At 70.8% G+C, this 20482-nt stretch carries 20 protein-coding genes; 4 read left to right on the plus strand and 16 right to left on the minus strand.

The features are described 5' to 3' along the window. Positions 1-40: 40 nt before the first annotated feature. From AB0M88_RS21840 to AB0M88_RS21850, 3 genes are read right to left on the minus strand one after another with little or no spacing between them, the layout of a single operon-like run. Positions 41-1138, minus strand: coding sequence for a methyltransferase domain-containing protein (locus AB0M88_RS21840; RefSeq protein ID WP_364104914.1), 1098 nt, complete (start codon positions 1136-1138; stop codon positions 41-43). A gap of 4 nt (positions 1139-1142) precedes the next feature. Beyond that, entirely contained in the window at positions 1143-2315 is a 1173-nt protein-coding gene (locus AB0M88_RS21845) for a phosphotransferase (protein WP_364104916.1), read from the minus strand. Between the two features lie 14 nt (positions 2316-2329). After that, positions 2330-2707, minus strand: coding sequence for a cupin domain-containing protein (locus AB0M88_RS21850; protein WP_364104918.1), 378 nt, complete (start codon positions 2705-2707; stop codon positions 2330-2332). 184 nt (positions 2708-2891) lie between these two features. Between AB0M88_RS21850 and AB0M88_RS21855 the strand changes: the two genes are divergently transcribed. Beyond that, positions 2892-3359, plus strand: coding sequence for a hypothetical protein (locus AB0M88_RS21855; RefSeq protein ID WP_364104920.1), 468 nt, complete (start codon positions 2892-2894; stop codon positions 3357-3359). A 60-nt stretch (positions 3360-3419) separates the two neighbouring features. On the opposite strand, the gene AB0M88_RS21860 is transcribed toward AB0M88_RS21855, so the two are convergent. Genes AB0M88_RS21860 through AB0M88_RS21875 form a run of 4 tightly spaced genes read right to left on the minus strand, consistent with a single transcriptional unit; the run spans position 3420 to position 7513 of the window. Then, positions 3420-3989, minus strand: a complete 570-nt coding sequence (locus AB0M88_RS21860) for a deaminase (RefSeq protein ID WP_364104922.1) — start codon at positions 3987-3989, stop codon at positions 3420-3422. Between the two features lie 37 nt (positions 3990-4026). Then, positions 4027-4983: an allantoicase gene (gene alc, locus AB0M88_RS21865; RefSeq protein WP_364104924.1), complete on the minus strand. Its 957-nt coding sequence runs from the start codon at positions 4981-4983 to the stop codon at positions 4027-4029. Beyond that, positions 4983-6287: an allantoinase AllB gene (gene allB, locus AB0M88_RS21870; protein WP_364104926.1), complete on the minus strand. Its 1305-nt coding sequence runs from the start codon at positions 6285-6287 to the stop codon at positions 4983-4985. The genes alc and allB overlap by 1 nt, the downstream gene beginning before the upstream one ends. A gap of 17 nt (positions 6288-6304) precedes the next feature. Beyond that, positions 6305-7513 (minus strand): chitinase, encoded by a 1209-nt coding sequence (locus tag AB0M88_RS21875; RefSeq protein WP_364104928.1) that lies wholly within the window; start codon positions 7511-7513, stop codon positions 6305-6307. Between the two features lie 400 nt (positions 7514-7913). Here AB0M88_RS21875 and AB0M88_RS21880 point away from each other — a divergent pair, with 400 nt between their 5' ends. Further along, on the plus strand, positions 7914-8990 hold the full coding sequence (locus AB0M88_RS21880; protein ID WP_364104930.1) for a serine hydrolase domain-containing protein: 1077 nt from the start codon (positions 7914-7916) through the stop codon (positions 8988-8990). Here the strand turns inward: AB0M88_RS21880 and AB0M88_RS21885 are convergent. The 3 genes from AB0M88_RS21885 to AB0M88_RS21895 form a co-directional block, all read right to left on the minus strand. Next, positions 8985-9947: a DUF6454 family protein gene (locus tag AB0M88_RS21885; RefSeq protein ID WP_364104932.1), complete on the minus strand. Its 963-nt coding sequence runs from the start codon at positions 9945-9947 to the stop codon at positions 8985-8987. The genes AB0M88_RS21880 and AB0M88_RS21885 overlap by 6 nt on opposite strands. Positions 9948-10021: 74 nt before the next feature. Then, entirely contained in the window at positions 10022-11518 is a 1497-nt protein-coding gene (locus tag AB0M88_RS21890; RefSeq protein WP_364104934.1) for an EAL domain-containing protein, read from the minus strand. 241 nt (positions 11519-11759) lie between these two features. Then, positions 11760-12035 (minus strand): hypothetical protein, encoded by a 276-nt coding sequence (locus tag AB0M88_RS21895; protein WP_364104936.1) that lies wholly within the window; start codon positions 12033-12035, stop codon positions 11760-11762. A 136-nt stretch (positions 12036-12171) separates the two neighbouring features. Between AB0M88_RS21895 and AB0M88_RS21900 the strand changes: the two genes are divergently transcribed. Continuing rightward, the gene (locus AB0M88_RS21900) at positions 12172-12567 is read left to right on the plus strand and encodes a hypothetical protein (RefSeq protein WP_364104938.1); all 396 of its coding nucleotides are present in this window, start codon (positions 12172-12174) and stop codon (positions 12565-12567) included. On the opposite strand, the gene AB0M88_RS21905 is transcribed toward AB0M88_RS21900, so the two are convergent. After that, positions 12475-13779 (minus strand): MFS transporter, encoded by a 1305-nt coding sequence (locus AB0M88_RS21905; RefSeq protein WP_364104940.1) that lies wholly within the window; start codon positions 13777-13779, stop codon positions 12475-12477. The genes AB0M88_RS21900 and AB0M88_RS21905 overlap by 93 nt on opposite strands. Before the next feature lie 90 nt (positions 13780-13869). Between AB0M88_RS21905 and AB0M88_RS21910 the strand changes: the two genes are divergently transcribed. Next, positions 13870-14796, plus strand: coding sequence for a LysR family transcriptional regulator (locus AB0M88_RS21910; RefSeq protein ID WP_364104942.1), 927 nt, complete (start codon positions 13870-13872; stop codon positions 14794-14796). Here the strand turns inward: AB0M88_RS21910 and AB0M88_RS21915 are convergent. From AB0M88_RS21915 to pucL, 5 genes are all read right to left on the minus strand, one after another. Then, entirely contained in the window at positions 14793-15929 is a 1137-nt protein-coding gene (locus tag AB0M88_RS21915; RefSeq protein ID WP_364104944.1) for a hypothetical protein, read from the minus strand. The two genes, AB0M88_RS21910 and AB0M88_RS21915, sit on opposite strands and share 4 nt — an antisense overlap. Further along, positions 15929-17446 carry a malate synthase A gene (gene aceB, locus AB0M88_RS21920; protein WP_364104946.1) on the minus strand — a complete coding sequence of 506 codons (1518 nt, stop codon included), beginning with the start codon at positions 17444-17446 and terminating at the stop codon, positions 15929-15931. The genes AB0M88_RS21915 and aceB overlap by 1 nt, the downstream gene beginning before the upstream one ends. A gap of 249 nt (positions 17447-17695) precedes the next feature. Beyond that, on the minus strand, positions 17696-17944 hold the full coding sequence (locus tag AB0M88_RS21925) for a hypothetical protein (RefSeq protein WP_364104948.1): 249 nt from the start codon (positions 17942-17944) through the stop codon (positions 17696-17698). 328 nt (positions 17945-18272) lie between these two features. Next, on the minus strand, positions 18273-19622 hold the full coding sequence (locus AB0M88_RS21930) for an 8-oxoguanine deaminase (protein ID WP_364104950.1): 1350 nt from the start codon (positions 19620-19622) through the stop codon (positions 18273-18275). Continuing rightward, on the minus strand, positions 19619-20479 hold the full coding sequence (gene pucL, locus AB0M88_RS21935; protein WP_364104952.1) for a factor-independent urate hydroxylase: 861 nt from the start codon (positions 20477-20479) through the stop codon (positions 19619-19621). The genes AB0M88_RS21930 and pucL overlap by 4 nt, the downstream gene beginning before the upstream one ends. Between the last annotated feature and the right edge of the window lie 3 nt (positions 20480-20482).

Raw genomic sequence — 20482 nt, forward strand, 5'->3', positions numbered from 1 at the left:
TAATACTGAAGGTATTAGGTGCCGTAAACTAGCGCAGTGCCTAGCTGGTGAGTTCCCAGGAGCCCGGCACCCAGATGGGTGCCTCCGGGTCGCCGGTCAGGGTGAAGCCGACCCGCCACATGCTCACGGCCGGGCGGCCCGCGGCGATCCAGCGGTCGAGGATCGACGCGGCCTCGGCGCCGAGCAGGGTCGGGCCGGCCGTGCGCACCGAGCCGTCGGGGAAGATCACGGCGCCGCCGCTGCGGTCGTCGTCGATCAGGGCCAGCGAGCTCTGCTGGACGCCCGGCACCGCGGCGTGGCTGGTTCGCCGGTCCCAGACGCCGGAGGCGTACCAGAGGTCGCGGTAGGGAATCCCCTCCAGCGGCGGGTCGAACCGGGCCGGGGCGAACTCGGTGAGCTCGCCCAGTTCGCGGGCCCCGGCGGCCGGTGGGAAGGAGCCCGGGTGGGTGGCCGAGAGCGGCCCGGCCGCGGTCATGAAGCCGGCGTGGCAGACCAGGCCGGCGGTGAGCGGGCCCGCCGGATCAGCGAGCGTCGCCGGGCGGCGGGCGGCCAGCACCGGGTGCATGCCGGCGTGGTCGACCGGGGCGACGATGACGCCGTCCGGTTCGAGCTGGTCGAGCCAGCGCGGCGAGATGCCGGCGACGCCGACGGTCACGATCACCCGGTCGAAGTGGCCGCCGGGGTGACCCGCGTAGCCGTCGCCCTGCTCGACCGTCACGCCCTCGACGCCGGCCCGGGCGAGCGCCGCGCGGGCCCGGCCGGCGACGTCTTCCTGCACGTCGACGCTGGTCACGGTCGCGCCGATCGAGGCGAGCACGGCCGCGTTGTAGCCGGTGCCGGCGCCGATCTCGAGCACCCGCAGGCCGGGCCGCACGTCGAGGGCCTCGATCATCAGGGCCATCAGCGACGGCTGGCTCGACGAACTGATCGGCAGCCGGTCGCGGACCTTGGTGACCAGCGCATCGTCCTGATAGACCAGGGACAGGAAGTCGTCGTCGCCCGGCCGCGCCCAGCCGCCGCCGTTGCGGCGGAAGCCGTCCGGCACGAAGGCCTCGCGCGGCAGCCCGGCGAACGCCGCCGCCAGCTCGGGCGTCAACGTCACCCCGCTGCGGCGGATCTGCTCGAGGAACTCATCCATGCGGCTATGTTTGCGCTGCATCGACGGCCGCCGCTAGTCGCTCGGGCACGTCGGCGGCGTGGTAGGGGTGTTCGGCCGGCTCGATCGCGGCCAGGAACCGGGCATAGGTCTCGGCCGCCCAGAGCGCGGCCATCGGCCGCATCAGCTCGGCGGCGCGCCTCGGCTCGCTGCCGGGCACGCTCAGTTCCCAGCGGTACGCCCATTGCCGCAGCACCGCCTCGGCATCCTCGAGGCGCTCGGTGAGACGCAGAATGTCGAGCGCCGGGTGGCCGGCGTAGCAGTCGCCCCAGTCCATGATGGTCAGTCGCGCGTCCGGGCCGATCCGCACGTTGCCCGGGTGCAGGTCGCCGTGCACCAGCGTGTCGGGCAGCCCGCACGCGGCGACCTCGGCCAGCCGCCGGGGCACGTCGTCGAGCAGCTTGCCCAGCCCGGGGATCCGCTCCTCGAACGCCCGGGCGAACGTCAGGTCGATGCCCCGCCGATCCGGAACGACGACGGGCACCCGGCCCGCGAAGTGCTCCTGCACCGGGTGAAACGCCGCCGCGATCCGGTCGCAGACCTCGGCCCCGGCGCCGTAGCCGTCCTCACCCGGCCGGTGCCCGAGCAGCATCCGCCCGTGCGTCCCGGCCGCGAGCAGAGGCGGGACGAGCCCGGGCGCCACCGAGTCGACCATCGGCAGCGCCTCGGCCTCGTGGACGAAGAAGGACGGCACCTGCTTGATCCAGGCCACCGGCTCGCCACCCGCGTCGTCGAGCCGCCAGATCGCCGACAGGTTCCAGGTGCGCTGCTGACGCGCCGCCGCATAGTCGATGTGCCGCGCGGCCCAGGCGAGGGTCGCCGCCGGCCCGCCCACGGCGGCATAGGCCGCCCGGTGCGGCTGCGCCGATCCGGGAGAATCGTCCCGGGCCGCCGCCGGCGCAAGGCCGGCCGAAGCCGGGTAGGCCAGCGTGAGTGCCTGGAGTGCGCCCGGGATCGGGCCGGAGACCTCCGCCAGGTAGGTGACGTGGCCGCCGGGCGGGGCCGGGCGGTCGGCGTGCAGCAGGCGCAGCACCTGCACGCCCGTGCGCGAGGCGATCTCGCCGACCTCCTGCCACCAGGGCGTCGTCACCTCGAAGGGCGGCAGCTCCCCCAGCACCTCACCCGACGGGTCGACCAGGACCAGAGTCACCGTGCGCACGGCGGGACCGTAGCCTAGGCGAGCGGCTTCCCGCTCGTGCTTTTCACGTGGGCCGGGATCTCGCCCTCGTGGTGGTCGCCGGTCGTGGCGGTGCCGCTCGGCTCGAACATCAGGATCGATCCGCCGGGCGAGGACGGCTTGTGCTCGACGCCCTTGGGCACCACGAAGACGTCGCCCGGGCCGAGCGAGACGGTGCGGTCGCGCAGCTCGATGTCGAACCGGCCGTCGAGCACCAGGAAGAACTCGTCGGTGTCGGTGTGGGTGTGCCAGACGTGCTCGCCCGCGGCGTGCGCGATCCGCACGTCGTAGTCGTTCATCCGCGCCACGATGCGCGGGTCGTAGACGTCGTCGAACGAGGCCAGCGCCTCGTGCAGGTTCACCGGTCGCTCCATGTCCGCCATCGTGCCCCCTGGAGGTCAGCCGGTCTTGCACGTTTTTGACATGTGACGACCGTTCCGGCGGTTCCGGTCGTCCGGCCGGACAGGTCGGCGACCCGGGCCGCCGATGCGTTCCGGTGCCCGCGATGCCAGCATGACCTGGGAAAACACCTCTGCTGCAAGAGGGGCGGGCGGGCCGATGATCGGGGAATCGAAGCTCGGTGGTCCGGAATATCCGGAGCCACCCTCGGCGACCGAGGCCGAGGTGGAGGCGGAGAGGGAACACGCCGCCCGGGTCGAGGCGCACCAGGCGACGACGGGCTGGGGCCCCGAGTCGACGGTCCGGCTGGCCTCGCTGACCTCGCGGATCGCCAAGCTCCAGCGGCAGCCGCCGATCGGCCCGGTCCAGGCCGCGCTGGCCGTTCTCGCCATCGTCGCCGACCTGGGCTTCGCCGCCCTGGCCACGATGTCGGCGCTGGGCGGTGACGGCGACATGGCCGACGAGGGCGTGCTCGTTCTGCTGGCGATGTTCGTGCCGACGGTGTGGGCGGCGTGGACCCTGGCCGGGCTCGTCCGGCGCCGCCGCGAACACATCTATCGCGCCGAGCGTGAGCACCTGCGCCGGGCGCGCGGATGCGGCGACCCGGGCTGCCGGCGCTGCACCTGACCGGTCAGGGTCACTTCGGCGGATGCGGCGACCCCGGCTGCCGGCGCTGCACCTGACCGGTCAGCGGATCACCGCGTACCTCAGGTGGGTGACCGATTTTCCCTCGGTGACCACCGGGTCGCCGAGCCGGACCGGCGTCTTCGCGAGGTGGTCGAAGAAGCGGATGCCCCGGCCGAGCAGCACCGGGATCAGCGACACCGAGATCGCGTCGAGCACGCCCGCGTCGAGGAACTGCTGGGTGATCGAGGGCGTGGCGACCACGATGTCCCGCTCGCCGGCCTCGACCCGGGCCGCCTCCAGCGCGGCCATCGGGTCGGTGTAGAAGGTGGTTCGCGAGTCCGGGCGCGGCCAGCCGTTGGGCACCGTGTGGCTGACGACGAAGACCGGGCTTCCGGCCGGGTGCGTGCCACCCCAGCCGCCGGCGATGTCGAAGACGCGGCGGCCGCAGATCAGCGCGCCGACCCGGCCCGAGATGAGCGGCTCCAGGTGACCGGCGCTGGCCTCGGTGACCCGGAAGGAGAACTGTGGGTTCGCGGTCGGCACTTCGATGTCGCCGTTGCCGAACCAGCCGAAGAGTTCGTCGATGCCGTCGTTCTCGTCCGCGATGAACCCGTCGAGGGACATGGACATGTCTGCGATAACTGTCATGCCACTTGGTCGGAGCGGTTCAGCGCGGCTCGACACGGCGGCGGAAGTTTTCTTCGAGCACGCGGCGGTCGGGACGCCCGAGCAGGCGAAGGCGGGCCATGCCGCCGTCGGGGTAGATGTCGAGGCGTACGTGGGCGGCCGGCCGGTCGTCCGCGAGCGGGAAGCGGTGGCGGGTGTCGGGGTGCAGCGGCGTACGCGGAAGCAACTCGAACCACTCCCGTTGGTCGGCCGAGCCGAGCAGCCGCGCGGCCCCGGGGGCGTTGCCCTTGAAGTGGGTGGTGTCGAGGTCGGCGAAGGTGAGCCGGGACGGGGCGGCCAGCCGCACGATCACCCAGTCGTTGCCGTCGTCGCGCCGGCGGGCGGTCTCCCAGCCGTCGCCCATGTGCTGGGCCAGGCCGGGCATCAGCATGCTCTCGGGGTGGCCGTAGAACATGTCGCTGCAGTCGACGACCCGGCCGCCGTGTTCCAGGGCGGCCACGTCGAACTCGCTCGGCAGCAGCGCGGGGTCGGGAACGACGTCGCCGTGCACCCGCAGCCGGGCCACCCCGCCGTCCGGATAGATCGTGAGACGGACCTGGCTGAACCGCCGCTCGTCGTCGACGCCGAACAGGTTGCGTGAGTCGCCTTGGAGAGGGCTCTTCGGCACGAGGGGCAACCAGTCATGCCCGAAAAGACCATCAATCGATGCGAAGGGCGGAAAGTTTCCGGTGAAGAACGCCGTATCGACGACCACCCCACGAATCACGCCCGGCGCCCCCAACCGGATGATCACGGAGTCGGAGCCCGGCGAACGGCGCCGCCGCGACTCCCAGCCGTCGTAGACCTGGCCCTTGTGGTCGAAGGTCCGCGGGGTGAACGTGGGCGCCGACGGCAGCACCAGATGGTCGGCCGACGCGAAGAACTCGTCGTCGACCCGGACCACACCGCCCCCCAGGAGGCGGGACGCCAGGTCGGGCAGCTGCGTGAAGTCGGCCATCAGGTGTCCTCCCGGATCAGGAAACGGCCGCGCGGCACGTCGCCGGTCACCGGCCGGCCGCGCAACCAGGTCGTCGTGACCACACCGGCCAGCGCCTTGCCCGCATAGGGGGTGACCGGGTTCTTGTGGTGCAGCTTGAGCGGATCGACCACGAACGTCGCCTCCGGATCGAACGCCACCAGATCCGCGTCGGCGCCGACCGCGATCCGGCCCTTGGCATAGAGCCCGACCAGGTCGGCCGGCCGCCGCGCCATCCAGTCGGCCACATCGGCCAGCGTGTGCCCGCGCTCCCGGGCCGCCGTCCACATCACCGGAAGCCCGAGCTGGATCGACGCGATGCCGCCCCAGGCCGCCGCGAAGTCGGGTTTCTTGAGCTCCGGCGTGCAGGGCGAGTGGTCGCTCACGACGCACGTGATCAGGCCCTCGGCCAGGGCCGCCCACAGGCGGTCGGCGTTGGCGGCGTCCCGGATCGGCGGGCAGCATTTGAACTCCGACGCGCCGTCCGGAACCGCGGCCGAATCCAGGGTCAGGTAGTGCGGGCAGGTCTCGGCGGTCACGCGTACGCCCGCAAGCCGTGCCGCGGCGATCAGCGCAAGCGAGTCGGCGGCCGAAAGATGCAGGATGTGGACCCGCGCGCCCGCCCGGCGGGCCGTTTCGATCGCCGTGGCGATCGCCGACCGCTCGGCGTCGGGCGGGCGTGAGGCGAGGAAGTCGGCGTAGGAGCGGGAGGGGGCGTGGGCGTGCAGGTGATCGGGGTCCTCGGCGTGCACGATGAACTGGGCGTCGACCGTGCGCATCGCCTCGGCCAGCTCAGCCGGGGTGACGGGGGGAAACTCGGGGACTCCGGAGTCGGCGAGGAACGACTTGAAGCCGAAGACGCCGGCGTCGTGCAACTCGCGCAGTCGGCCGGAGTTTCCCGGGACGGCGCCGCCCCAGAAGCCGACATCGACGTGGATCTGCCCGTTCGCCGCCTGCTGCTTGATCCGCAACGCCGCAAGATCCACTGTTGGCGGCCGGGAGTTCAGCGGCATGTCGACGATCGACGTCACGCCACCCGCCGCGGCCGCCCGGGTCGCCGACGCGAAACCCTCCCACTCGGTGCGCCCCGGCTCGTTGACGTGCACATGCGTGTCGACCAGGCCGGGCAGCAGCGCCGTGTCTCCCAGATCGACATCCTCGCCGGCGTCGGCCTCCGCGTCATACTGCCGAACGGCGACGATCCGCCCGCCACTCACGACGACGGCGGCCGGGGATTCCCCGGCCGCCGTGATCGCCCTTCGCGAGCGCACGACGAGGTCGTCCATGCACCCGACACTAGGGCCTAGCAGGTGCCGTTGTCGGTCCAGACGTCCCACTGGCCGCTGTGGGTGGCCGGCGACTCGTTCTGCGTCCACCACTTGGCGGTGTACTTGTGACCGTTCTGGCTGACCGTGGCGCCACCGTTGTAGGCCGTGGCCGCGTTCCACGCCGCCGGGCAGTTACCGCCGCCACCGGTCGGCGGCGTCGTCGTCGGGCCACCGGTCGGGACCGTGGTGGGCGGGGTCGCGCCGGCGAACCGGGCCGAATACTTCGTGAACTCCCACGCCGTCTGGGGAACGCTGCTGCACGTGCCCGAGGTCGTGCTCTGGTTGGGGTCCGGGCACTGGCGGTCGCGGTTGACCGACCAGTTGGTATAGCGGGCCAGGTGGTGGCTGGTCGCGTAGTCGAGCGTGGCCTGGAAGTCGGCCTGCCGGAAATACTCGCCCGAGTCGCTGCGGCCGTTCATCTGCGAGATGCCCTCGTGGGCGTACGCGGTCGCGCTGTCCCACCCGAACGTGCTCATCAGCAGCGAGTGGAAGGCTTCGAGCGCCGAGATCTGCGCCGACGACCCGTTGAACCCGCCGTCGAACGGCATGATCGAGTAGTTGGCCGGGGTGAAGCCGTCCGACTTCGCCTGGAGCAACATCTGGGTGCCGAACCATCCGGTGCCCGCCGAGGTGCCGGCCGTGGTGATCGAGACGTACAGGCCGGGGTTGTTGCGCTGCAGGATCTGCGCGGCGCCGACCTCGTTGGCCACCGCGGCGGTGTTCTCGTACTCCGGCTCCTCGAGGTCGAAGTCCATCGCCTTGAGGCCGTACTTGGTGACCACCTGCTGGTAGGCGGCCGCGGTCGCCTGCGGCGTGCCACAGGTCTGGCCGAGCTTGGTGCCGCCGTACCCGCCGATCGAGACGGAGACGTCGCCGCCGTTGTTCCGGATGTTGTTGATCATCGCCGAGGCGGTGGTGTCGGAGGAGACCGCCTGGGTGCCGTCCCACGTCGGCGTACAGCCACCGCCGTTGGGCGCCAGGATGAACGCGAGCTGGAAGGCTTTCTGGCCGGTCGCGTTCATGACCTGCACCGGGTCGGGCGGGCTGTTGTCGAACGGCATCAGGTAGGGGGCGCTGGCATACCAGTTGCTGCTGAGCGTGGCGGCGCTGGCCTGGGTGGCGGCGAAGACGCCGACGCCGGCCAGGGTCGCGGCGGCCGCCGCGACGGTGAGGATCTTCTTCACGGTCTCTCCTTGGGGGTGGGTCCGAGCCCGTATAAGAAACTTTCTTAACAGTTATTACACCAACCAACCCATGACAAATGTCATGGGTGCGTGAACGGCCATCGATGTTTGCCCGCTTTTCGAGTACGCCGCCGCCCCTCCCCAACCGCACGGCGCCCCTTCCGGCGGTCTCGGCGGCCTCCTGCCCGGGCACGGCCGTAGCGCCCGCTCGGCCTTCCGGCGCCCTTCGGCGCCCTTCGGCGCCCTTCCGTCGCCCTTCGGCCTTCCGTCGCCCTTCGGCCTTCCGGCGCCCTTCGGCCCTTCGGCGCCCTTCGGCCCTTGGCCCGGAGATGTTTTCTCGGGGATCGCCCAGGGTCTTCCCGGATGTCCTGTCCACGCCGGCCGGCGAAACGTATGACCAATGAGACGACTTTTAGGAGTATTGCTGTCCGGGACGCTCGTCGCGGCGACACCGGTCGCCGCGCGAGCCTCGACTTCGCCCCGGCAGGCCGCCCTTGATCAGATCGTCGCGACCGGCGCCGTCGGGGCGGTCGCCGAGGTGCGTGACGATCACGGTGTCTGGCGCGGCAGCAGCGGCACCGCGGTGCTGAACACGACCACGCCCGTACCGGTGAACAGCCGTTTCCGCGCCGGCAGCATCACCAAGACCTTCGTCGCCACCGTCGTGCTCCAGCTGGCCGCGTCCGGCCGCCTCCGCCTCGACGACCCGGTCGCCCGATGGCTGCCGTCGATCGGCCCGGGGATAACCGTGCGCGACCTGCTCGACCACACCAGCGGCCTGTTCGACTACCTGCGCACTTTGGACCTGCCGCCGTCGCCCGAGTTCTTCGCCAACCGCTACCGCACGTGGACCGCGGACGAGCTGGTGGAACGAGGGCTGGCCCAACCACCCACGTCCGACCACCCCGGCACCACGTTCGCCTACTCCAACACCGGCTACATCCTGCTCGGCCAGCTCATTTCCGCCGTGACCGGGCACACCTACGCCGACGAGATCGACCGCCGGCTGATCCGCCCGCTCGGCCTGACCGGAACCTCGGTGCCCGGCACCTCGCCCCGCATCCCCGGACCGCACCCGCACGGGTACGTCCGGGGACCCGGCGACAGCCTCGTCGACCTCACCACCATGAACCCGTCCGTCATGGGCGCGAGCGGCCAGATGATCTCCACCACCGCGGATCTCAACCGGTTCTTCGCCGCGCTGTTCGCCGGCCGTCTCCTGCCCCGGCCCGTGCTGGCCGAGATGGAGCTTCCCGGAGTGCCCGGCTCGCCCTACGGGCTGGGCCTGTTCTTCCGGAACACCCCGTGCGACATCCCGGTCTACGGCAACGACGGGGACGCGCTCGCCTACCAGGCCTGGTCGTACTCCACACTCGACGGAAGCCGCCAGGTCACGATCGCGGTGACGCCCAACTTCCAGGCCAACCTCGACGACCTGGTCAACTCGTATGTCGACCAGGTCGTCTGCGGTTCATGACCCGGTTCGGAACTGGTAGATCTGCGTGCCCGCGGTCTCCTCGCCGTTGTCCGGCGCGGCCCACATCGTGATCGCCGGGCCGCCGGCCTCGAACTTCAGCGGGTTGCGGGTCATCACGTGCCCGGCCGCCGACCACTGCTGGAACGGGAACTCGTCGACGATCGTGCGCTTGTGCAGGTCGATCAGCGCGACGCCGCCCAGCTCGTATGTCGCGGCCGGGCCACCCGCGGCCGGCGTCTGCGGGAGCCCGGTGATCCCGCCGCACGCCATCTTCCCGGACTCCACGTATTGGCAGTCCTGGAAGTCGAGCAGGTTCTCCGGGTTCCGCCAGGTCGCCAGCGGCCGGCCGCTCAGCGACCACTCGTAGAAGGTCCGCGACCCCCAGTTGTTGCCGACCAGGCGCTCGCGCGTCGGGTCGTACACGATTCCGCCGATGTGGTCGGCGACCGTGAACATCCGGGTCACTTTGAACGTCCGCAGATCGACGCGGTCGATCTCGGCCGTGCTGCCCGGTCGGTATTGCGCGACCGGCACCCACAGGTAGTCGCCGGTCCGGTCGATGCCGCCGGGGTGATAGACGATGTCGTGGCCGAGGACGATGTCCTTGACCAGTTTCCCGGCCCGGTCGATGACGAACAGATGCCCGATCCCCTTGCCGGGGGTGCGGTCATAGCCGTCCACCGGCACCGGATATTTCACCGTCGCCTCGATGATCTGCGTCGAGCTCAGATAGAAGCGGTCCCTGGTGACGACCAGCCCTTCCGGGTGGTAGGTCGGAAAGTCCAGCTTGAGCGCCGACAGCTGCGTCCACGTGGTGTTCCGGTCCACCGTGGCCAGATCCTTGGCCAGCGTCGAGTCTCGCACCTGAGGCGAGGCCGACGCGCTTCCACCGACCGACAGGAGCGCGGCGACCAACGTGGCCGCGCCGAGCACCGACAGCACAGTCCTTCGATTCATCTTCAATCCCCTCCCACCGCGAGCCTTGCCCGCCGACCTGAACACCCGGCGTCACCGGGGTGACATGGTCGCGGTCAGGCGCCGCGGCGGAGGGTGTCGAGGTTGCTCGGTTGCTCGTCGTCGCCGCCGCGGGTGCGCGCGGCGATGTCGTGGCGCACCTCGTCCGACAGGGCGCGGAGCTGCGGGGTGGCCGGGGTGCGCGCGATGTAGCCCTGCACGTGCCGGATCTTCTGGTCGAAGATCTCCTTGAGCGTGAGCGGCGACTCGTCGTCGACGCCCTCGACGATGACGACGCGGCCGATGTGGGTGGCGCCGCGCTCGACCGGGTCGCGGGCGACCTGCATGACCAGGGCCAGTTCGGCCGCGGCCTGCGGGTGGTGGAGCATCGTGCGGTCGACCTTGATCTGGGTCAGCGGGAGCTCGGCCATGCGCGACACCGTGGCGTAGCCGGCGCCGAAGTCGTCGACCGCGAAGCTGACGCCGATGTCGCGGGCGACCTCGACCAGCTTCTGGTGGAAGTACGCATGGGGCTCGCCCGGCCAGCGCTCGCCGGGCCGGGCCTCGATCGGGTCCTGCTCGGAGATCTCCAGCGTGACGTTGGCCGCGTCGAGGCGGGCGGCGGCGATCGTCTCCCGGACCGTGTCGAGGTATTCGTCGCTGAGCAGCGAGCGGACCGACACGTTGACCGACACCGGCTTGGGGAAGTCGTCGGACCACGGCCCGTCGATGTGGGCCTGCGCGTAGGACAACAGCGCCTTACGGACGATGATCTGGTCGCGCACGATCACGAACCGGTCGCCCCACGCGTGGGCGATCTTCAGCATCGACACCGGGGCGCGGGTGTCGTCGGGCGCGCGGCGGGCCAGCGCCTCATAGCTGTGGACCCCGACCTTTTCCCATTCCGGGCTGATTTTGACTACCGGCTGGAAGACCACGACGAACGACTCGAGGACTTCGCGGTAGAGCGCCAGGCAGCGTTCGTAGAGAGCGGCCGGGAGCCGGCCGAACGTCTGCCGCAGCGCGCTCAGCACGTGGATCTCGGCCTCCTGGGGCGAGGCCGGGACGTCGGTGTGCCAGACCGTCTCGAGCACCTTGGCCAGCGGCTCGCCGATCGCGATCAGGTCGGCCGGCGGGTTGACGAACGCCAGCAGCAGCGTCTTGCCCTCGGCCCGGCTGATCGGCATGCAGAACAGCTCGTGGCCCAGCGAGTGGGTGACGTGGCCGAACCAGAGCGGGTCGGTCGGGAACCGCAGCTCGCTGCGGCTGCCGAGCAGGTGCTGCACGTCGGAGAGGTCGAACCGCGGCGTGGCGTCGACCTGGGTGAACCAGCCCGCGGTGTATTCGAGCAGGGCCACCGACTCGGCCCCGGTCGCCAGCTTGAGCAGATAGACCTTCGAGTTGTTGGCGACCGTCGGCACCTGCTGGGAGAGCCGGTCGATGAGGCCGGTCAGCGCCTCGGAGTGCCGGTCGAGCGGGCCCTCAAGCGGGACTATTCGGACACTGGGGGAGATCATCGGGACGTCGTCGGCGTCGTCGACGCCGATGATCACCTCGAGCCTCTTCTCAGTCACCGAGCGTCCTCGATTTCGAGCGTTCCCGACCGGAACGCTGTTCGAATGCGGCGTTGAGTGATCGTAGCGACTCCGGGCCGGCATTCAAATCGATCAGCGTCGAGTTGGGGTCCAATGACGACTATGGGCGATATCACCGTATGCACTGCTCACGTGCCGGATTGGCCGCCGATTTCGGATCCGGAAGACTACTCGTGGGTACGTCACTCAAATCACCCCGAGGGCGACCAAACCGCACCGATCATGTGAGCCAGTCGCTCAGACTGAGCCAGTCCTCGTCGTCGGCCGGGCGCACGCGCACCGAGTCACCGGCGTCGAGATCTTCGATGACCCCGAAGAGCCGATCAAGGACCTCGTCGTCCGGAAGGTCGCGGCTCAGTTCGAGATCGAGCCCCGAGTCCCCGTCGTCCAGGCCGGACGGGACCAGGTCGCCCAGACCGGCGAAGGCCTCGGCGATCGCCTCCTCGAGATCGTCCCGGTCGACCGAGCCGTCGATGACGATTTGCACCAGTTCCATGACCCGCTCCTCCTTCCGGACCATCGTCCAACCACTCGGCCACGCGGGAGCGGCGAGATCACCGTTTTGGCATCAAGTGCGACGGTGTGGATCAGGGGTTGCGTTGCCGGTCTCCGGGAGTTTGATATCCGGCATCATGCCTGGCCGGGGAAATACGGTGCTGGTCGCCCTGCGGGGTGGGGTGATCGGCTTGATCGCGTGCGGCCTCGGCACGATGGTCTACATGGCCCTGGCCGGCAACACCGCGGGCCCGCACGCCGCGCATCCAGGGCTGGTCGCCCAGGCGGTCCTGCCGGTCGGCCTGGGCAGCGGGGTGCTCCTGGCCTGGCTGCTGCGGCTGCGCCGGCCCCTGGCGGTCGGCATCGCCGGCCTGATCCTGAGCATCGCCGGCGCCATCTTCGCCTTCGTCGTCATCTACAACATGCTGGACATGTCCGACTCAATGGGAGAGCACCCCGCCTGGCCGCTCGGGGTCCTCCTGGCCGTGGTCGGCGTGGCCTACGCGGTGGCCGCCGTCCTGGCCGACGACTAGCGCCGCCGGCCGACCCGGGGCGGGCGCCGCCACCGGGTCGGGCATGTGCGACCGCCGGGGCAGCAGCAGGGGCGCCCCGAGCAGGAGCACCCCCGACACGGTGATCGCCGTCAACGGGCCGGTCAACGTGGCGAGAACGCCCCAGATCACCATCAGGGTGGCCTGGGAGAGCTTGCTGCTGATGCTCCAGGCGCTGACCACCTGGGCGGCGTGCTCGGTGGGCGCGCGCTGTAGGCGCTCTGTCGCGTAGATCGGGTTGAAGACGCCCATGCACGCGATCAGCAGGCCCTCGACGACGATCACGGTGAGCAGTCCGGGGATGCCGGGACGGGTGAACGCGAGACCGAGCGGGAAGATCGAGCGCAGCCAGCCGGTGACGATCATGACGCGGTACCGCCCGTAGCGGGCGACCAGCCGCGCGCAGAGGCGGGCGCCGGCGAAGCCGCCGAGGCTGGGCACGCCGAAGGCGAGGCCGTACTGCCAGGCCGGGAAGTGGTAGCGGCCGAGCAGGAGAACGGCGAGGAGCGGGAGGGTGGCCATGATCAGCCCGCTGGTCATCATCGCGTTGAGAAACAGTCGCCGCAGTGCCGGGTCGCCGAACACGACCCGCCAGCCGGTCAGCAACCGGGTCGCCGGGCCCCGGCGCGTCGCGACGTCGCTGCCGCGGATGCGGAGGACGGCGAGCGCGGAGAGCAGATAGCTCAGGGCGTCCGCCGCCACGGTGACGACCGGGCCGAGGGCCCCGATCAGGGCCCCGCCCAGGGGCGGTCCGGTCGCGGTCGCCACCCAGGTGGTGCCCTCGAACCGCCCGTTCGCGGCCAGCAGTTCGTCGCGGTGGACCAGGTGCTTCAGGTACGCGCCGGAGGCGGCGGTGAACACGATGTTCGCCGTTCCCGAGACGATCGACACAACGAGGAGTTGACCGAAGGACAGCCGGCCGAGAAGGTACGCCACCGGCACGCTCGCCATCGCCAGGAAGCGGACGACGTCCATGCCGATCATCACGGGGCGCTTGGCCCGGTGCTGGATCCACGGGCCGAGCGGAATCGCGACGACGGCGGCCACGGCGAGACCCGCCGCCTCCAGCACCGACACCGCGAACGCCGGCGAGTGCAGCACGCGGACCGCGATCAGGGGGAACGCGCCGAAGGCGATCCACGTGCCGTAGGTGCTGACCGCGTACGCGGACCACAACCAGCGGAAAGCTTTCATGCGTGCATCCCACCGGCCGGCCGGGCGGGCGGCAAACAACCGGTCTCCGGCGCGCCACAACCAACGGTTGAGTGGACCTAGGCTCAGGCCATGGATACCGAGGCGGTGCGTTCGTTCGTCCTCGCCGCGACGCTCGGCCGGCTGCAGCACGCCGCCGACGAGCTCGGCGTCACCCAGCAGGCCGTGTCGAAGCGCATCGCCGGCCTGGAGCGCGAGCTCGGCGTACGCCTGTTCACCCGCACCCCGCGCGGGGTCGAACCGACGCTCGACGGGCAGGCGTTCCTCGCCCACGCACGGGCCGTCGTCGCGCACGTCGATCGCGCCGTCACCGCGGTCCGGCCGGGGTCGCGGGCGCTCCGGATCGACGTCCTCGGCCTGCGCTCGGCTCAGGCGGTCATCCTGCACGAATACTGGCGGGCCCACCCCGAGACCGGCCTCGACGTGGTCACCATCCGGGTCGACGATCCGCGCCAGGCGGTCGCCGCCGTCCAGGCCGGCGACGTCGACGCGACCTTCCGCACGATCACCGACCCGGCCGCGCTGCCCGGCGACGTACGGATGATCCGCGCGTTCCACTCCCCGCTCGAACTCCTCGTCGGCCCGCGGCACCCGCTCGCCGGCGCACGGTCACTGACCCCTTCCCAGCTGCGCGGGCACCGCATCTGGGTGCCGGGCATCGCGCCGCGCACCGAATGGGCCGAGTTCTACGACCAGCTCACCACCGAGTTCGACCTGCGGATCGACGCCGCCGGCCCGAACTTCGGCACCGAGGTGCTCCTGGACGAGCTCGCCGACTCCTCCGACCTGGCCACTCTCGTCGGCTCGCGCGACCGCTGCGTCTGGCCGACCAGCTACGACCTGCGCCGCATCCCGGTCGCGAACCCGGCGATCGCCTACCCGATCTCGCTCATCCTGCCCAGCGCCGGCCCGCACCCCGGGTTACGGGCCGTCATCAGTCACTTCCGGAGCCTGACCCCGCTACCCGGAACGACCTGGCTCCCCACCTGGGCTCGCTAGCCGACGACCAGCGCGAGCAGGGTTTCGCGGGGGAAGCCGGCGTCGTCCAGCGCCCCGCAGTCGAGGCCGCGCAGCAGATAACCGGCCAAGGCCCGCGCGGTCGCGGGCTCGTCGGCGATGCCGCTCTCCTGCCGCGACAGATAGCGCTTCAACCGCTCGACCGCCACGTCGCGCCCCGAGACGAAGAACTCGTAGGTCGCCGAGTAGCGGGTCGGCAGGTGGGCCGGGTGAAGATCCCAGCCCTGGTAGAAGCCCCGGGCGAGCGACCGGGTCACCAACCGGTGATGCAGCTGCCAGGCCGAGGCGACCTCGGACGCCGAGCCCACCGGCAGCACGTTGGTCGACCCGTCCGAGAGCCGCACCCCGGTCTGCGCGGCCGCCGCCTGCATCACCGACTTCGCGTAGTCGGCCGCTGGATGCTCCAGCGACTGATGGGCCGCCGCGATGCCCAGGGCGGAGGTGTAGTCATAGGTTCCGAAGTGGAGGCCGACGCACCGCCCGGCCGCCGCGGTGATCAGGCGGGCGACGACCGCCCGGCCGTTGGCACCGACGATCGCGGCCGGCAACTCGATCTGGATCTCGAAGCGCAGCGACCGTTCGTAGGCCCTCTCGAGCCGCGAGCACAGGACGACCATCGCCGACACCTGATCGGGCCCGCTCACCTTGGGCAGGGTGACCACGAACGGCAGCGGGTAGTGCGTCAGGAACAGGTCGAGCGTCCGCAGGGCCCGCCGCCGGGTGGCCGCCTCGAACGACTTGATCCGGATGCCCAGGAACGGTGGCCGCTCGCCGTCGAGCAGGACCGCGGCCGCCTCCCGTACGGCCGCGTCCTCCGCGTCGTCGTCGCGTACCCCGTAGCCGTCCTCGAAGTCGACCCGCAGGTCCTCGATCGGCTCGCGGGCGAGCTTGGCCCGCACCAGCGGGGCGTGCGGGAAGTCGAACCCGTATTCCTCCATCGCCGCGAGCGCGCGCACGCCCCAGCTCCGGAACCCGCTGATCTTGTCGGCCGGGATGTACGCCGTGTGCACCGGCTGCCGTCCGCCCGGATCACCCGGGTAGTGGGACTCCAGATAGGCGTCGTGCTTGGCCAGCCGGTAGTCGAGTGCCGCATAATCGGCCTCCGTGAGCCGCATCAGTCGATCGACTCGTACGCAACGGTCGTCAGGAAGTCGGGGAAGTCATCGGAGAGCGCGACCCGCTCGAACAGCCTCCGAGCCTCGTCGTAACGGCCCGGCGAGCCGGCCAGTTCCTCGTCTTCGAGCCGGCTCACCAGCTCGGCGGTGATCGGCTCGCCCGACGGCAGCTTCACCCCGTTGTGGATCCACTGCCAGATCTGCGAGCGCGAGATCTCGGCCGTCGCGGCGTCCTCCATCAGGTTGTTGATGGCCACCGCCCCGTTCCCGGTCAGCCACGACGCCAGATATTGCAGGCCGACCGAGATGTTGTTGCGCAGCCCTTCCTCGGTCACCGCGCCGGGCGTGGCCGAGACGTTGAGCAGATCGTCGGCCGACACGGAGACCTCGGGCCGCTGCCGGTCCAGCTGGTTGGGCCGGTCGCCCAGCACCCGGTCGAAGATCTCCTGGCAGACCGGCACCAGGTCGGGGTGCGCCACCCACGACCCGTCGAACCCGTCGCCGGCCTCGCGTTCCTTGTCTTCCCGCACCTTGGCCAGCGCGACCTCGTTGACCGCCGGGTCGCGCCGGGAGGGGATGAACGCCGCCATCCCGCCGATCGCGAACGCGCCCCGCCGGTGACAGGTCGAGACGAGCAGTTCGGTGTAGGCCCGCATGAACGGCGCCGTCATCGTCACCGACGCCCGGTCGGGCAGGATCATCGACGGGTTGTCGCGGAAGTATTTGATGATGCTGAACAGGTAGTCCCAGCGACCGGCGTTCAGCCCCGACAGGTGCGGGCGCAGCGCGTGGAGGATCTCCTCCATCTCGAACGCGGCCGGAATCGTCTCGATCAGCACGGTCGCCCGGATGGTGCCGACCGGAATGCCGAGCTGCTCCTGGGCGAACGTGAAGACGTCGTTCCAGAGCTCGGCTTCCTTGTAGGACTCCATCTTGGGCAGATAGAAGTAGGGTCCGCTGCCCCGCGACAGCAACTCGGCCGCGTTGTGGAAGAAGTAGAGTCCGAAGTCGACCAGCGCCCCGACGGCCGGTGAGCCGTCGACCGGCAGGTGCCGCTCGTCGAGATGCCAGCCGCGGGGCCGCACGACGATCGTCGGATAGGGCCCCTCGCCGAGCGAATAGACCTTCTGCGCCGTCTCCAGCCGAATCGTGCGCCGAATGGCGTCGAACAGGTTTCGCTGGCCGTCGACCACGTTCGACCAGTGCGGGGTGTTCGCGTCCTCGAGGTCGGCCAGCCAGACCTTCGCCCCCGAGTTCAGCGCGTTGATCGTCATCTTGCGCTCGGTCGGCCCGGTGATCTCGACCCGGCGGTCGCGCAGGTCGGCCGGGGCCTCGGGGGCCGACCACTCGGCCGCGCGGATGTCGGCGGTCTCGGGGCGGAACCCCAGCGAGCCGCCGGAGGCGATCTCGGCCCGCCGGGCTGCCCTGGCTTCCAGCAGCTCATCGCGGCGGGGACGGAATCGCCGGTTCAGCTCGGCGACGAACGCCACGGCCTCATCGGACAGGATCTCGGTCATCGTCGACGCTCCCTCGGTGCGGCTCCCTCCCCGTACCGTATCGGTCCGGCCTGGCGTCCGCCGAGAGGTCGGGCACGAGCCCGCCGAGCAGGGCGCCCACGGCGTACCGGAAGCGCTCTTGATCATCGGAGCCGGCGCCGCCGGCGACCGCCGCGAGCAGCAGCGGATGCCGGTCCGCGGACCGCCCCGAGGGTGGGCCCGCCGAGCCGATCGCGGCCTCCGCCCGCCCGTGCCCGATCACGAAAACGGTCAGCGCGTTGAGCGTGTCGAGGGCCCGGCCAGCGAGAACCCGGCCTCGGTGAGCCCGCGCAGCATCGTCTCCACGGCGTCGAGCGCCGCCCCGAGCCCGCGCATCGTGAGCGCCTTGAGGCCGTCCCGGTCGACGATCGCCACTGCGGCGTCGAGGATCTGCGAAGGATTGTCGCGGGATTCTTCGAGGCCCTGAACGCGCGCCGGTTCGCCGACTGGCCGCGCCACATGGCCGCCGACGTCGTTCACCACAACAAGGTGATCCACGGCGAGCCCGACGAGCCGGGCGCCGTCTCCGATCGCCTCGGCATGTTCCTGCGGCGCGGCTGGGACTGGCCCGAGGCGGGCTGACCAACAGTGAGGCCCCGCCGGGGAATGCGGGGCCACACTCGGGGACGGTGCTTATCGGGGGAACGTTTCTGGAGAAATTATGCTCACATGAACAGCTTGTTTCAATACGCGAAGGAAGATTTGCGAATCGCATTCCGGGCCGCCCCAGGTGGCCGCGATTTCGCTTCCCGATAACCGTTTTGGCGCGCCCGATTCTTGAAGTTCTCCTTAAGCGCCACGCCGACCGTCAAGATCTTATATCGGTCATGATTCGCCGGTGGGCTCGCCGGGCCCCGCGAGCCAGCTCTTCCGCGTCCGCGTTGACCAGCTCTCCCCTCGAGACGACCGGCCGGCCGCCGACCAGCGCCAGCTCGACGGGCGCGGCCGGGCCGAGGACCAGCGCGGCCAACCGGTCGTCGATGCCCTCGTGGCCGAGCCCGTCCAGCCGCCACATCACCAGGTCGCCCAGCTTGCCCACCTCCAGCGAACCCAGATCGTCCTGCCGGCCCAGGCACCGCGCCCCGCCCATGGTGCCGAGCCGCAGCGCCTCCGTGGCCGACAGAGCGCCCGGGCCGCCCCGCTGACGGGCCGTGTAAAGAGCCTGCCGCAGCTCCTCGCCCAGATGCGACGCCTCCTGGGAGGCCGACCCGTCGACCCCGAGACCGACCGGCACCCCCGCGTCGAGCAACTCGCGCACCCGGGCCATCCCGGAGCCGAGACGGGCGTTCGAGCTCGGGCAGTGCGCGACGCCGGTGCCGGTCGCGCCCAGCCTCGCGATCGCCCGGTCGTCCAGGTGGACGCCGTGCGCCAGCCAGACATCGTCGCCGAGCCAGCCGACCTGTTCGGCATATTCGACCGGGGTACGTCCGAAGTGCTCGCGGCAGTAGTCCTCCTCGTCGGACGTCTCGGCGAGGTGGGTGTGCAACCGCACGCCCTTGGCGCGGGCGAGCGAGGCGGCCTCGCTCATCAACCGCGACGTGACCGAGAACGGCGAGCACGGCGCCACCGCGATCCGCAGCATCGCGTCGGGCGACGGGTCGTGCCAGCGGTCGATCGCCGCCGCCGTGGCCGCCAGCGCCTCGTCGGTCTCCTCGACCACGTTGTCGGGCGGGAGGCCGCCGTCCTTCTCGCTCAGATCCATCGACCCCCGCGTGGGGTGGAAGCGCAGCCCGATCGTCCGCGCGGCGACGATCTCGGCCTCGAGCACGTCGCCGCCGTCGCGGGGGAAGACGTAGTGGTGATCCATGCTGGTCGTGCAGCCGGAGAGCGCGAGCCAGCCGAGCCCGGCCGCGGCCGCCGCCCCGACGATCTCGGCGTCGAGCCGGCCCCAGATCGGATAGAGCGCCTTCAGCCAGCCGAACAGCGTCTCGTCGACCGCCAGCCCGCGGGTCGCCCACTGGTAGAGGTGGTGGTGGGTGTTGACCAGGCCCGGGGTCACCAGGCAGCCGGTGCCGTCGGTCACTTCGGCCGGGCCGGAGAAGCGCCCCGGTCCGACCGCGGCGATGCGGCCGTCGTCGCCGACCGCGACATGACCGTCCGCGAAGTAGGTGTCATTCGCGTCGACCGTCGCCACCGCCACGTTCTCGAGCACGATCACAGGTACCACTCCGCGTGCGCCTCGGGCGCGTCGTCGCGGGACACGGTGCCCTCGATCAGGCCGTACGGGCGATCGCCGGCGATGAAGACCTCGTTGTCGTTGGCCAGGTCGAACGGCGACAGGTCGACCAGGTAGTGGTGCCGGTTGGGCAGCGCGAGCCGGACCTCGGCGATCTCGGGCCGGGTCTCGAGCACGTGCGAACCCATCGAGAAGAGCGTCTGCTGCAGCGACGAGCTGTAGGTGTTGACGAACCCGTCGGTCAGCGCCTCGACCGCGGCGGTGAACGACTCATACCAATCGATGTCGGTCCGGAGAAACCGCCACTTCGCGTCGACCGCGGTGGCCAGAATGCGGTCGTCGGTCTCCGGCAACGTGGTGTACCGGTCACGCGGGAAGCCCCGGAACTCCGACGCGGTCGAGTTGAGCAGCACCAGATCGCGCAGGCCGGAGACGACCTGCTGCTGGTCGATGGTCACGGTGACGGCGGCGGTCCGGACGAAATCGCCCCGGCGGCGGAACGAGTGCGGCCCGAGCCGCTCCCAGCCGTACGCCTCGATCGCCACCTTGGCCGCGCGCACCTGGGGCTGGGTCGCCACGAAGTGCATCGCCAGCAGCAGCCCGAACTCCTCCGGCTCGCCGACGCCGTACTCCTTGGCGAACGCGTACACCGTGTTCTTCATCGTGTCGGTCGGCAGCACGCCGGCGTTGTCGCCGGTCAGATGGGTGGCGGCGAGGTCGCCGGAGAGCGCGATGCTGACGTTGAAGTCGGTGAGACAGTGCGTGTCGTCGTCGCGGAACACGCGGACCAGGCGCGTCTCCGCCTTGCCGTAGCGGTTGGGTCCGAGCACGATCGCCACGGG

Source organism: Actinoplanes sp. NPDC051411 (assembly GCF_040682075.1).
Classification (GTDB): Bacteria; Actinomycetota; Actinomycetes; order Mycobacteriales; family Micromonosporaceae; genus Actinoplanes.